The following is a 12,393-nucleotide window of genomic DNA, read 5'->3' on the forward strand; positions in this document are numbered from 1 at the left end:
CTGCTTTAACAACAACAAAAAGAACGGAGCGACACCATGAAAAAGCAACTTCTTGCGGCACTCTTTACGCTGGCGATAACCCCCTGGGCGCTGGCCGACATTCGTATTGGCGTCAGTATCGCCCAGGTTGACGACGTGTTCCTCGCGCAGATGCGTGACTACATGGCCGCTCACGCCAAGGAACTGCCCGGCGTGACCTTGCAATTCGAAGACGCCCAGGGCGATGTGGTGCGCCAACTGAACCAGGTGCAGAACTTCACCGCCCAAGGCATGGACGCAATCATCGTCAACGCGGTGGACACGGCAGCCACGCAGAAGATGACGGTCAACGCCCAGCAGGCAAAGATCCCGCTGGTGTACGTCAACCGCCGTCCCGAGTTCAAGGAAGTGCCCGCCGGTGTGGGGTATGTCGGTTCGGATGAGATCAAGGCCGGTGAAATCCAGATGCGCTACCTGGCGGAGAAAATGGGCGGCAAGGGCAACTTGGCGATCATGCTCGGGCTGCTGTCCAACAACGCCACGCACAATCGAACGCTGGGCGTGAAAACCGTGCTCAAGGACTATCCCGATATCAAGATTGTCGAGGAGCAATCCGCAGAATGGCAGCGCGGCAAGGCGATTGATTTGATGAACAACTGGATCGTATCCGGGCGCAAGATCGATGCCGTGGCGGCGAATGCCGATGAAATGGCGATTGGCGCGGCTATGGCGATCAGCCAGGCGGGAATGCAGCCGGGCAAGGATATCCTGGTAGCGGGCAGTGATGGCGGTGCTGCCGGGCTGGATGCGGTGAAGAAAGGCCAGTTGCTGGTGACGGTGTATCAGGACAACAAAGGCCAGGCGGTGGGCTCGATTGATCTGGCGGTAAAGATGGTGAAGAAGCAACCGTACACCGCTGAGCTGACGATTCCTTATCAGCAGATCACCAAGGAGAATTACCAGGCCTTTCTGAATCCCTGAATGCAGACACCAACCTCCGATGTAGGAGCGGGCTAGCTCGCAAAGGCGATGAACCAGTCGAAAAATGTATTGACTGACACGCCCCCTTCGCGAGCAAGCCCGCTCCCACATTGGTCTGCGCAGGATATTGCGAACATCTTCAGGCACAGCACCAGCACACAGTGCCTAGAGCTGCAAACGCTCATTCATCCCGGTCCCCATTCACCACCAGATAAAGCAACGGCCCCACCGACACAAACACCGCCGTCAGCAAAAAATACGGCATGACCGAAACCACCGAACGCCCCCGGCGCCGCGCGTCCCGGTACATCCACACACACGCCAGCACCGCCATCAGGTACAGGTCGATCACCACTTGCGCGGTGTCCGGACGCGAGATCAACTCCCGGCCAAACGACAACAGCGACTGCTCGGCAGTCAGCATCGTCGCCAGGGTGTACAGGGAAAACCCGAGCAACGCGGCCAGGGCGATAGAGGGTCTTTTCATGGTCTCTTCCTTGGAGTGATCAAGGCATAAGTTAGTGGTAAGGTTCAGCCCCTCGCAATGACCTCGGAGGTCATGGTTTGGTCACGGACTACTCTTCCACCGCTGGCGAACAACTGCGCCACTTGCGCAGGCTGGCCAAGCTGAGCCAACTCGATCTGGCGTTAATCACGGGGGTTTCCCAACGGCACCTCAGTTGCATCGAGACGGGCCGTGCCAAGCCGAGCCCCGGCACCTTGCATACGCTGCTCGCGGCGCTGGAGGCGCCGCTGGACCAGCGCAACCGCGTATTCCTCGCGGCCGGCTATGCCCCGCGCTACCCCGCCACGCCGCTCGCCTCCCCCGCCATGGCCGCGATCCGCGAAGCGGTCAGCCACGTGCTGCACGCCAACAATCCAGCCCCCGCCATCCTGTTGGACAGCCAGTGGCAAGTGCTGGCGGCGAATGCCAGTACCCATGCGCTGTTTGCGTTGGTGGGCATCCCGCCGGATGCGGCGCAGGGTGTGAACCTGCTGGTCACCTTGCTGCAAGCGGGCGGCCTGGGCGATCACCTGCTCAATGCCGACGAGATTCGTACCCTGGCCTGGCAGCGTGCGGCCCGCGAAGCGCTGGGCAATCCCGAACTGGCCGCGCTACTCGCAACCTTGCCCACGCCGACAGACACCGAGCTGCCCGCGCATCTGCCACCGTTGGTGCTGACGCGCGTGCGCTCCACCCAGGGCGTACTGAGCTTTCTGTCTACCTTCACCACCTTCGGCATGCCCCAGGACATCACCCTCGCCTCCCTGCGCATCGAACACCTGATTCCCGCTGACGCGGCCACCTGGCAGGTGATGCGCGGCGCCCAGGGGGATGATGCGGCGCTGGTTTTGTGAAATAGCTGTACGTAGACTGCCGCCATACCCCCACTTGAAGGCGGCGAAAAAAACGTGATGCAAGTTACCGAAGTCTCCATTGCCCAATTGCGCGCTGCGCTCGAATCCGGCCAGACCACCGCGGTTGAACTGGTCAAGGCTTACCTCGCGCGGATCGACGCCTATGACGGTCCGCAGACGGCCACCGCGCTGAACGCCGTGGTGGTGCGCAACCCTGACGCCCTTAAGGAAGCCGAGGCGTCCGATGCACGCCGGAGGAGGGGCGAAACCTTAGGGCCACTGGACGGCATTCCCTACACCGCCAAGGACAGTTACCTGGTCAAGGGCCTGACTGCGGCCTCCGGCAGCCCGGCGTTTGCCAACCTGGTCGCCCAGCGCGACGCGTTCACCATCGAGCGCCTGCGCGCCGGGGGCGCCATCTGCCTGGGCAAGACCAATATGCCGCCGATGGCCAATGGCGGGATGCAGCGTGGCGTGTATGGCCGCGCGGAAAGCCCGTATAACGCCGGCTACCTGACTGCACCGTTTGCCTCCGGCTCGTCCAACGGCGCCGGCACCGCGACGGCCGCCAGCTTTGCAGCCTTCGGTTTGGCGGAAGAAACCTGGTCGAGCGGACGCGGCCCCGCGTCGAACAATGGCCTGTGCGCCTACACCCCGTCCCGAGGGGTGATTTCGGTGCGCGGCAACTGGCCTTTGACGCCGACCATGGACGTGGTCGTGCCCTTCGCCCGCACCATGGCCGACCTGCTGGAGATACTCGAGGTGGTGGTGGCCGAAGACCCGGACACCCGTGGCGACCTGTGGCGCCTGCAGCCGTGGGTGCCGATCCCGAGTGTCGCTTCGGTGCGCCCGGCGTCCTACGCTGAGCTGGCGGCGACGCCCGAGTCCCTCGCGGGCAAGCGCTTTGGCGTGCCGCGCATGTACATCAATGCAGACCCGGATGCCGGCACCAGCGAAAAACCGGGGATCGGTGGCCCGACCGGGCAGAAGATCAACACCCGCGCCAGCGTGATCGCGCTGTGGCAAGCCGCACGCCAGGCGCTGCAAGCTGCCGGTGCCGAAGTGGTGGAAGTGGACTTCCCGCTGGTGTCCAACTGCGAAGGCGACCGCCCCGGCGCGCCCACCGTGTTTACCCGCGGGTTGGTGTCCAAGGAGTTCCTCCACGATGAATTGTGGGAACTGTCGGCCTGGGCCTTCGATGATTTCCTGCGCGCCAACAACGACCCCGCCCTCAACCGCCTGGCGGATGTGGACGGGCCGAAGATCTTCCCCCACGACCCAGGCACCCTGCCCAACCGTGAAGACGACCTGGCGGCCGGCATGGACGAATACGTGCGCATGGCCGAGCGCGGCATTACCCCGTGGGACCGGATCAGCAGCGTTCCCGACGGCCTGCGCGGATTGGAGCAAACCCGGCGCATCGATCTGGAAGACTGGATGGACACACTCGGCCTCGACGCGGTGCTATTTCCCACCGTGGCCGACGTGGGCCCGGCGGATGCCGACGTGAACGAAGCCTCGGCGGATATCGCCTGGAGCAACGGCGTCTGGGTGGCAAACGGCAACCTCGCCATCCGCCACCTCGGCGTGCCGACCGTCACCGTGCCAATGGGAGTGATGGCGGATATCGGCATGCCGGTGGGGCTGACGTTCGCCGGGCGTGCCTATGACGATTCGGCGCTGCTGCGATTTGCCTCAGCGTATGAAGCGACGGGCAGCAAACGCCAGATCCCGCCGCGAACACCGCCGCTGGCGGCAGACTAAGCGCAGCTCAACTGTGGGAGCTGGCTTGCCGGCGATTGCGGTCTTTCAGTGACAAATGTGCCGACTGACCCACCGCTTTCGCAGCCTAGGTATCTATACAACTTTGGCTCGTCGCTGAAACCCAGTGAACAGGGGCTTCTGTGGCGAGCGGGCTTGTCGAATCGTCGCACCGCCCGCGTTGGGCTGCGAAGCAGCCCTAATGAAGACGAATGCGGAGTATCAGGCTTTCCTCTGCGCCTGGTTTTGGGGCTGCTGCGCAGCCCAACGCGGGGCAAGCCCGCTCGCCACAGGGGAATTCGCCACCTCTGAAAATTGTGTAGATACCTAGGGCCATCGCAGGCAAGCCAGTTCCCACCTTTTTGAGCGTATTTCAGGCCGACTTGGCGTACACCGTCACTGACCGCACCCCCCCAGATCCCACCGCTGGCGGCAGACTAAGCGCAGCTCAACTGTGGGAGCTGGCTTGCCTGCGAAAGCGGTTCTTCAGTGACAGATATGCCGACTGACCCACCGCTATCACCGAGGCGTCGCTGGGCACCCTGGTACTTTTCATCGGGCGTCATGGGCGTGAACCCTCGTTTCGACGTTGCCACTCATCCACCACATCACCCAGGGTCTTGGGCTGGTCGTTGCGAATCCAGGCCATGAAGGGACGGTCGAACTTGAACCCCGGGCCGCAGTGTTCCAGCATGAAGCGGCGCACGTTCTGTGTGTTTTTGTAGTGACGGGTCACGGGTGTGGCGCGGGTGATGGGGTCGCTGTGCCAATTGAAGTCCATTTGCTTGACGCTCCGATGCCTCAGGAGCTCGCAGCATAGCGCCAAAATGCCGCGGTGAAAGCCGGTCAACCGACGTTCACCGTGGTTTCTTTCGCGTCACGCGGCGAAATCGGCGCCGCGCGTATTGACGAATAGCGCGTAGATCGAATGGCTACCCGCCATGAACAGGCGATTGCCCTCGCGGCCGCCAAAACACAGGTTGGGACAGCGCTCCGGCAGCGAGATATGCCCGATCGCCTTGCCCTGTGGATTGAACACGCGCACGCCGTCGAGTTTTTCCAGATCAGCCTTGGGGTCGCCGTTGCCGCCCCAGCCGCACCACAGGTTGCCGCTCTCGTCGCACTTGATGCCGTCCAGCGCTGCGTAGTCAAACCCTTCGATATGCTTGCGGCGTGCGCCGAGCGTGCCGTCGTCCTTCACGTCGATGGCCCAGACCAGCCGGTTGGGTTTGGCCCGGCCTTCCACCACATACAGGATTTTTTCGTCCGGGGAAAAGCACAAGCCATTAGGCCCGCTGAGGTCATTGATCACCCGCGTGACCTTGCCGCTGTCTGCGTCGATACGATAAACGCCGTGGGGCTGGGTGGGTGTGATCTTGTGCCCTTCATAGTTATTGCCGGTCTGGAAAGGCGGGTCAGTGAACCACACCGAGCCATCACGTTTGCACACGATATCGTTGGGCGAATTGAAAGGCTTGCCGTCAAAACTGTCCGCCAGCACGGTGATGCGGCCGTTGTGTTCGGTCCGGCTGATTCGCCGGCCCTCATTCGTGGTGGTCGAACCTTCGCACACCAGCAGACGGCCCTGGCGATCACGGCACATGCCGTTGGAAAAGTTGGCGTTGTCACGGTACACCGACAGGCTATCGGTCACTTCATCCCAGCGCAGGATGCGGTTGTTGGGGATATCGCTGACCAGCAGGTAGCGGCCATCGCCGATCCATACCGGCCCCTCGGCCCAGCGCAGGCCGGTCGCGAGCCGTTCGACGCTGGCGTTGAACAGGCGCAACTCGAGGAAGCTGTCATCGAGCACGTTGATCAGTGGGTCGGGATAACGCTGGCTCAAGGGGTCGGCGGCTTCTGCCAGGCCAGGCAAATCGCCGAACACCGCGACCGATGCGGAAACGGCCAGGGAGCGCTTGAGGAAGACGCGGCGACTGTGGTCGGCCTGCGCAGGCAGAGGAGGAAATGCCATGGTGTGTCTCCGTTATTTTATTGTTAGACGGAGGATCATTCTTGCCTGGTGATGGGACGTCGTACAAGAACATTACGATCTAAATGCCGCTTGAATACGGGAACATATAAAAATTATCGAAATTTACGTTCCAAAACCGAGCCGGATATTGCAATGTTGTACGACGACACAATCTGTAACGTGTCTGCCCTCCAACAATAATAAGGAACCCCCATGCAAAAACTCAAACTGCTGATCGGTTTTCTGTGCCTGTTCACCGGTTATGTCGCAGCGGCGCCCGCGACCGCCGAGAAGGAAGTAGCCCAAGCGGTCGACCAACTGACCCAAGCCATGCTGCACCTGGACCTCAAGCAGCTTCACGCGCTGACCTCCGACAAGCTCACCTACGGCCACTCCAGCGGCAAGGTGCAGAACAAGGCGCAATTCATCGCTGACCTGGAAACCCGCACCAGCGCCTTCAAGACCCTGGAGATGCAGAACCAGACCATCACCCTGCAGGGCGATACCGCGCTGGTCCGCAATCATTTCCACGCGTTGGCCGTGAACAGTGGCGTTGAAGTCCCCACCGACATCGACAACTTCCAGGTCTGGCAGAAGCAAAAAGGCAAATGGCTGCTGATCGGACGTCAGGCTTACAAGTACTGATGGCCGCGGGTGAGCCGCCGCACCCGGCTCACCATACCACCACCTTGCGCACCGTCAGCAGCGCGTCACGCAGCGCCGGCATCGTCACCGAGCCCAACGCCAGCCGCAACGCATGCGGGACATGGACGGAAACGGCAAACGGCTCGGCGGTGGACACCGAAATGTGCTCGCGCTGCAAGGCCATGGCGACCTGATCGGCGCGAGCATCTTCCGCCAGGGGCAACCACAAGAAATACGATGAGGGATGGCTGGTGTAGGCCAACCCTTTGAGCACTTGCGCCGCCAGGGTCTGCCGCGCCTGGGCATCCCCGCGTTTTTGCGCCTCCAGTTGCGCAACGGTGCCATCCTCGATCCACGCCACCGCAATCGCACTCATCACGCCTGGGACGTTCCAGGTGGTGGCCATGATTGTGCGTTCCAGTGTCTTTACCCATTCCAGAGGGGCCGCGACAAAGCCCACGCGCAGACCAGTCGCGACACTTTTCGAAAGCCCGCCCACATACACCGTGCGTTCCGGCGCCAGGCTCGCCACGGGCGGCGGCGGGTGTGCGGCGAGGAACGCGTAGGCCGCGTCTTCGATGATGATCAGGTCGTGCTGGCGGGCGATGGCGACCAACCGCTCGCGCTGGGCCCGGTCCATCACCCAGCCCAAAGGATTGTGCAGCGTCGGCATGCTGTACACGGCCCGCACCGGGCGCCGGCGACACAGGTTTTGCAGGGCGTCCAGGTCTGTGCCGGCGGATGTTATCGGGATCGCGACGATTTCCAGGTGCAGGGTCTCGGCGAGCACCTTGAACCCCGAATAGGTCAAGGCATCCACGGCGACCACATCGCCGGGCTTAAGCAGCGCCATCAGCGTCACCGCCAAGCCGTGCTGGGCGCCGCTGACCAGCAGCACCTGCTCGGCCTGCACGGTCAACCCGCGACTGAGCAAATGCCGGGCGAAGGCGGCTCGTTCATGCAAGCGCCCCGCGTGAGGCTGGTAGCGCAGCAGGGCCTCGAGGTCGCCGGACAGCGCCAACTGGCGTAACGCCGTGCGCAACAGGTCGGCCTGGCCGGGCAACGAGGGGTAGTTGAAATTGAGGTCGCACATGCCCGCTGCGACCGTCATCTGCCCAGTGCCCTGCCCTGGCGGCAGCAAGATCTCACGCACAAAGGTGCCACGCCCGGTTTCACCGCTGACCAGCCCCATGGCCGCAAGCTCGCTGTACACGCGGCTCGCGGTGACCAACGCCAGGCCGTGCTCGGCGGCCAGTTGGCGGTGAGTTGGCAGCCGCATACCGGGCGGCATCTTCCCGCTGCGGATGTCCTCGGCAAACCCATCGACCAGTAACTTGTAGCGGGCACGTGGCATTTGGGATGTATCCATGACAATTTTTTGATTGTCCCAATGCTCGCCCCTAGGATGGCCCAAGCGCAACCCTTCTTTCTGGCGGGCACTCTTCATGGAACGTACATCCCCCTTCAGCACCCTGGACACCAGCACCCAAGGCTGGATCAACGGCTTTATCGGTGTGCTGATTTTCAGCGGCTCATTGCCCGCCACGCGCCTGGCCGTGATGGAATTCGACCCCGTGTTCCTTACCCTGGCCCGTGCCGCCATCGCCGCCAGCCTGGGCTTGTTGCTACTATGGCTGTTCAAGGAAAAACGCCCCGTGCGCCACCAATGGATGCCTCTGGCTATCGTCGCCCTTGGCGTGGTCATCGGCTTCCCGCTGCTCACCGCCCTCGCGCTGCAATACCTGACCTCGGCCCACTCCATTGTGTTTATCGGCCTGCTGCCCCTGGCCACCGCCGTGTTTGGCGTACTGCGTGGCGGCGAGCGGCCGCGCCCGGTGTTCTGGCTGTTTTCAACCCTGGGCAGCGCGCTGGTAATGGGTTATGCCGTCGCCCAAGGCTTGAGCGCCGCCCCCATCGGGGACTTGTTAATGCTGTTGGCGGTGCTGGTGTGCGGCCTGGGCTACGCCGAAGGCGCCACGCTGTCGCGCAGCCTGGGTGGCTGGCAGGTAATCTGCTGGGCGCTGGTGATCTCGCTGCCGGTGGTCTTGCCGCTAAGCCTGATCCTGGCGCCGTCGAGCTTTGCCGACATCAGCCTGCCCGCCTGGCTGAGCCTGGGTTATGTGGCGTTGTTCAGCATGTTGATCGGCTTCGTGTTCTGGTATCGCGGCCTGGCGCAGGGGGGCATCGCCGCCGTTGGCCAGTTGCAATTGCTGCAACCTTTCTTCGGCCTGGCGCTAGCGGCGGGCCTGCTGCACGAACAGGTGAGCCTGGGCATGGTGCTCGTGACGGTCGCGGTGATCGGCTGCGTGGCCGGTGCTAGGAAGTTCGCGCGTTAACGCTGCGGCGCGACCATCTTGAACTTGATGTTGATGTCATTGGACACCACGCTGTTGCCGGCCCATTCGCCCTCGCCGATCCTGAAGTCGCCACGCTTGAGAATGAACTCACCGTCGAACACGCCAATGCCATCCAGCTCCTTGAGCAGCACCTGCACATCAACCGGCCGCGTGGTGCCTTTGATGGTCAAGTGACCGCTGATCCTGAAGCGGTTATCGCCCAGCGCCTTGACCGAGGTGGACTCATACACGCCCACCGGATAGGTCGCGGTATCGAACCAGGACGCACGTTGCAGGGTGTCATTGGCATCGTCGCTCCCCGCGTTGATGCTGGCGAGCTGAATCTTGAGCAGCGCATGCCCCGTCTCCGGCCGCTGCGTATCGAAGGTCAGCGTGCCCTCGAACTGGCCGAACGTGCCATACACGCGCTGCCCCAACTGCTGGTAGGTGAAGCTGATCTGACTGGCGGCAGGGTTGACGTCGGTGTACTCCACCGCCTGTGCATTGGCGATACAACCCAGGGCGAGCAGTAGAATTCCACGTTTCATGCCGCGTTCTCCAAACAAATGCATGTATTCCCATCAGGCGCCTGTCCTGCTAAACAGAGTAGCTGCTCACCACAATAAGGACTTTGCATGCATTCCCCGTCTCTGCAAGACATCACCGCCCCGGAAGGCGTCTGCTACGGCTGCGGCGCCAGCAACCCATACGGCCTGCACATCAAGAGCCGCTGGGACGAAGACCGCATCCACGTCATCGCCGAATATCAACCCGAGCCCCACTACACCGGCTGGCCCGACCTGGTCTATGGCGGCCTGATCGCCATGCTGGTGGACTGCCATTCCAACTGGACCGCCATGGCCTACCACTACCAGGCCGAACACCGCGAACCGGGCAGCCTGCCGCGTATCGATTGCGTCACCGGCAACCTGGGCATCAAATTTATCAAGCCCACCCCCATGGGCATCCCGCTGACCCTGCGCGCGCGGGTCGAAGGCGACGTGGGCCGTAAAAGCCGCGTGGTCTGTGAGGTATACGCCGGCGACGTGCTCACCGCAATCGGTGACTCGGTGTTCGTGCGGGTCGACACCGCGCAACTGGCCGCCGCCGCCCATGGCCGCGAGGGCTGAACCTGGTCTACATTGATTGCCACCGCCAATCGAGGATTGCACCGATGACTCGTCTCACCGCCAAAGACTTTGCGCCCGAACTGCTGGAGCTCTACGACGGCTACGCCCACGGCAAGATCAACCGCCGCGAGTTTCTCGACCGCGCCGCGCTGTTCACCTTTGGCGGCCTCACCGCCTCGGCCCTGCTGGCGGCGCTGAGCCCCAACTATGCCCTGGCCGAACAGGTGAAATTCACCGACCCGGATATCGTCGCCGACTACATCACCTACCCCTCACCCAAAGGCAACGGGAGCGTGCGCGGCTACCTGGTGCGTCCGGCCAAGGCTGCAGGCAAATTGCCGGCCGTGGTGGTGGTCCACGAAAACCGTGGCCTGAACCCTTATATCGAAGACGTCGCCCGACGCCTGGCCAAGGCTGGTTTCATCGCTCTGGCTCCCGACGGCCTGAGCTCGGTCGGCGGTTATCCCGGCAACGACGAGAAAGGCGTGGCGCTGCAACAGACCGTCGACCCGACCAAGTTGATGAACGACTTCTTCGCCGCCATCGAATGGCTGATGCACCACGACAGCAGCACCGGCAAGGTCGGCATCACGGGCTTCTGTTATGGCGGCGGCGTGACCAACGCGGCCGCGGTGGCTTATCCGGAGTTGGGCGCGGCGGTATCGTTTTACGGGCGCCAGCCAGAGGCCAAGGACGTACCACGGATCAAGGCGCCGATCATGCTGCATTTCGGCGAGCTGGATACACGTATCAACGAGGGCTGGCCCGCGTACGAAACGGCGTTGAAGGCGGCGGGCACGACCTATGAAGCCTATATCTACAAGGGCGCCAACCATGGTTTCCATAACGACTCGACACCGCGTTATGACGAGGCTGCGGCGAATCTGGCTTGGGAAAGGACATTAGGTTGGTTCAGCAAGTATCTGGTGTAATGCAGTTTTTACTACGTGGCAGGCGTTCATAAATGCGCTGCCCCCTGTTCGGAATCCCGCCATGCGCCAAACGTTCGTAGCACGCCATTCAACCGCACTGGCGTTGTGCCTCGTGGCCGGCAACTGCCTGGCCGCGCCAGACCTGCGGGCGGTGGTGGACGCCAGCGTCAAGCCACTGATGCAGCAACAGTCCATTCCCGGCCTTGTCGTCGGCGTCGTGAAGGACGGCAAGACGGCGTACTTCAGCTACGGTGTCGCCAGCAAAGACACCCGGCAGCCCGTCAGCGAGAACACCTTGTTCGAGATCGGTTCGGTGAGCAAAACCTTCACCGCCACCCTTGCCGGGTATGCCGTGGCAACCGGCAACCTGACCCTCACCGACCCGGCCAGCCGGTATCTGCCAGCCTTGCGCGGCAGCCCGTTCGAGCATATCAGCGTGCTCAACCTGGGCACCTACAGCGCCGGTGGCCTGCCCCTGCAGTTCCCCCGTGAGGCCGATAACAGCCAGCGCATGATCAGCTACTTCCAGCACTGGAAACCCGACTTCGCCCCAGGCACCCACCGCCTGTATTCCAACCCGAGCCTGGGCCTGTTCGGCTACCTGGCGGCGCAAAGCCTGAAGCAGCCTTTCGATCAGTTGATGCAGAACACCCTGCTGCCGAAACTGGGCCTTAAGCACACCTTCATCAAGGTACCCAATGACCAGATGAAACTGTACGCCCAAGGCTACGGCAAGGACGGCAATCCCATGCGCGTGGGCCCCGGCGCCCTCGACAGCGAAGCCTACGGCATCAAGACCAGCGCTTCGGACCTGTTGCACTACGTGCAGGTAAACATGCGCCCGGCGACGCTGGACCCTGCGCTGCAAAAGGCTATCGCCACCACCCACACCGGTTACTACACCGTCGAAGGCATGACCCAGGGCCTGGGTTGGGAGATGTACCCCTACCCGATCAAGCTTGATGCATTGGTGGCCGGCAATTCGCCACAAATGGCCATCGAGCCGCACAAGGTCAACTGGCTGACCCCGCCGCAGGCACCCGATGCCGATAGACTGGTGAACAAAACCGGTTCCACCAATGGGTTTGGCGCGTATGTGGCGTATGTGCCGAGCAAGGGCATGGGCGTGGTGATATTGGCGAACAGGAACTACCCGAATGCAGAACGGGTGAAGGCTGCCTATGGGATCCTGGAAGCGATGGGCCGATAACGCCGGGTGCGAAACCCCAGTGTGGAAAACCCGCGGCGACCGTGGAATCGATCGATTCCTTATGTCGGCCCCGGTCAAACTGTGG

13 protein-coding genes are annotated in these 12,393 nt (G+C 62.5%); 8 read left to right on the plus strand and 5 right to left on the minus strand.

The genetic code is table 11. From position 1 onward, the window contains the following. Positions 1-36 precede the first annotated feature (36 nt). Positions 37-960, plus strand: coding sequence for a sugar ABC transporter substrate-binding protein (locus ACLH0H_RS00175; protein ID WP_411380491.1), 924 nt, complete (start codon positions 37-39; stop codon positions 958-960). A gap of 181 nt (positions 961-1,141) precedes the next feature. Here the strand turns inward: ACLH0H_RS00175 and ACLH0H_RS00180 are convergent, their stop codons facing one another. Further along, positions 1,142-1,447, minus strand: coding sequence for a DUF2834 domain-containing protein (locus ACLH0H_RS00180; protein ID WP_411380492.1), 306 nt, complete (start codon positions 1,445-1,447; stop codon positions 1,142-1,144). Between the two features lie 77 nt (positions 1,448-1,524). Between ACLH0H_RS00180 and ACLH0H_RS00185 the strand changes: the two genes are divergently transcribed. Both ACLH0H_RS00185 and ACLH0H_RS00190 read left to right on the plus strand, forming a co-directional pair. Next, positions 1,525-2,319 carry a helix-turn-helix domain-containing protein gene (locus tag ACLH0H_RS00185; RefSeq protein WP_411380493.1) on the plus strand — a complete coding sequence of 265 codons (795 nt, stop codon included), beginning with the start codon at positions 1,525-1,527 and terminating at the stop codon, positions 2,317-2,319. Positions 2,320-2,373: 54 nt separating this feature from the next. After that, on the plus strand, positions 2,374-4,083 hold the full coding sequence (locus ACLH0H_RS00190) for an amidase (protein ID WP_411380494.1): 1,710 nt from the start codon (positions 2,374-2,376) through the stop codon (positions 4,081-4,083). 559 nt (positions 4,084-4,642) lie between these two features. On the opposite strand, the gene ACLH0H_RS00195 is transcribed toward ACLH0H_RS00190, so the two are convergent. Together ACLH0H_RS00195 and ACLH0H_RS00200 are read right to left on the minus strand one after the other, a co-directional pair. Further along, positions 4,643-4,861, minus strand: a complete 219-nt coding sequence (locus tag ACLH0H_RS00195) for a DUF6434 domain-containing protein (RefSeq protein WP_411380495.1) — start codon at positions 4,859-4,861, stop codon at positions 4,643-4,645. Between the two features lie 96 nt (positions 4,862-4,957). Next, complete coding sequence (locus ACLH0H_RS00200) at positions 4,958-6,055, minus strand: SMP-30/gluconolactonase/LRE family protein (RefSeq protein WP_411380496.1); 1,098 nt, start codon at positions 6,053-6,055, stop codon at positions 4,958-4,960. 213 nt (positions 6,056-6,268) lie between these two features. On the opposite strand from ACLH0H_RS00200, the gene ACLH0H_RS00205 reads away from it, so the two are divergent. Next, complete coding sequence (locus ACLH0H_RS00205) at positions 6,269-6,700, plus strand: nuclear transport factor 2 family protein (protein WP_076954624.1); 432 nt, start codon at positions 6,269-6,271, stop codon at positions 6,698-6,700. Between the two features lie 28 nt (positions 6,701-6,728). Here the strand turns inward: ACLH0H_RS00205 and ACLH0H_RS00210 are convergent, their stop codons facing one another. Beyond that, complete coding sequence (locus tag ACLH0H_RS00210) at positions 6,729-8,054, minus strand: PLP-dependent aminotransferase family protein (protein ID WP_411380497.1); 1,326 nt, start codon at positions 8,052-8,054, stop codon at positions 6,729-6,731. Positions 8,055-8,145: 91 nt separating this feature from the next. On the opposite strand from ACLH0H_RS00210, the gene ACLH0H_RS00215 reads away from it, so the two are divergent. Continuing rightward, positions 8,146-9,036, plus strand: a complete 891-nt coding sequence (locus tag ACLH0H_RS00215; protein ID WP_411380498.1) for a DMT family transporter — start codon at positions 8,146-8,148, stop codon at positions 9,034-9,036. Here ACLH0H_RS00215 and ACLH0H_RS00220 read toward each other — a convergent pair. Further along, positions 9,033-9,584, minus strand: a complete 552-nt coding sequence (locus ACLH0H_RS00220; RefSeq protein ID WP_411380499.1) for a YceI family protein — start codon at positions 9,582-9,584, stop codon at positions 9,033-9,035. The two genes, ACLH0H_RS00215 and ACLH0H_RS00220, sit on opposite strands and share 4 nt — an antisense overlap. A gap of 87 nt (positions 9,585-9,671) precedes the next feature. Here ACLH0H_RS00220 and ACLH0H_RS00225 point away from each other — a divergent pair, with 87 nt between their 5' ends. From ACLH0H_RS00225 to ampC, 3 genes are all read left to right on the plus strand, one after another. Beyond that, the gene (locus ACLH0H_RS00225; protein ID WP_411380500.1) at positions 9,672-10,166 is read left to right on the plus strand and encodes a PaaI family thioesterase; all 495 of its coding nucleotides are present in this window, start codon (positions 9,672-9,674) and stop codon (positions 10,164-10,166) included. A gap of 44 nt (positions 10,167-10,210) precedes the next feature. After that, positions 10,211-11,098, plus strand: a complete 888-nt coding sequence (yghX, locus tag ACLH0H_RS00230; protein WP_411380501.1) for a YghX family hydrolase — start codon at positions 10,211-10,213, stop codon at positions 11,096-11,098. Between the two features lie 61 nt (positions 11,099-11,159). Beyond that, entirely contained in the window at positions 11,160-12,308 is a 1,149-nt protein-coding gene (gene ampC, locus ACLH0H_RS00235) for a class C beta-lactamase (RefSeq protein ID WP_411380502.1), read from the plus strand. Positions 12,309-12,393 lie beyond the last annotated feature (85 nt).

The sequence above is a fragment of the Pseudomonas sp. MPB26 genome (assembly GCF_046605355.1).
GTDB lineage: Bacteria > Pseudomonadota > Gammaproteobacteria > Pseudomonadales > Pseudomonadaceae > Aquipseudomonas > Aquipseudomonas cedrina.

Coding starts and splice junctions, on each gene's coding strand:
- ACLH0H_RS00175 (WP_411380491.1), top strand. CDS start 37: ATGAAAAAGCAACTTCTTGCGGCACTCTTTACGCTGGCGATAACCCCC.
- ACLH0H_RS00180 (WP_411380492.1), bottom strand. CDS start 1,447: ATGAAAAGACCCTCTATCGCCCTGGCCGCGTTGCTCGGGTTTTCCCTG.
- ACLH0H_RS00195 (WP_411380495.1), bottom strand. CDS start 4,861: ATGGACTTCAATTGGCACAGCGACCCCATCACCCGCGCCACACCCGTG.
- ACLH0H_RS00200 (WP_411380496.1), bottom strand. CDS start 6,055: ATGGCATTTCCTCCTCTGCCTGCGCAGGCCGACCACAGTCGCCGCGTC.
- ACLH0H_RS00205 (WP_076954624.1), top strand. CDS start 6,269: ATGCAAAAACTCAAACTGCTGATCGGTTTTCTGTGCCTGTTCACCGGT.
- ACLH0H_RS00210 (WP_411380497.1), bottom strand. CDS start 8,054: ATGCCACGTGCCCGCTACAAGTTACTGGTCGATGGGTTTGCCGAGGAC.
- ACLH0H_RS00215 (WP_411380498.1), top strand. CDS start 8,146: ATGGAACGTACATCCCCCTTCAGCACCCTGGACACCAGCACCCAAGGC.
- ACLH0H_RS00220 (WP_411380499.1), bottom strand. CDS start 9,584: ATGAAACGTGGAATTCTACTGCTCGCCCTGGGTTGTATCGCCAATGCA.
- ACLH0H_RS00225 (WP_411380500.1), top strand. CDS start 9,672: ATGCATTCCCCGTCTCTGCAAGACATCACCGCCCCGGAAGGCGTCTGC.
- yghX (WP_411380501.1), top strand. CDS start 10,211: ATGACTCGTCTCACCGCCAAAGACTTTGCGCCCGAACTGCTGGAGCTC.
- ampC (WP_411380502.1), top strand. CDS start 11,160: ATGCGCCAAACGTTCGTAGCACGCCATTCAACCGCACTGGCGTTGTGC.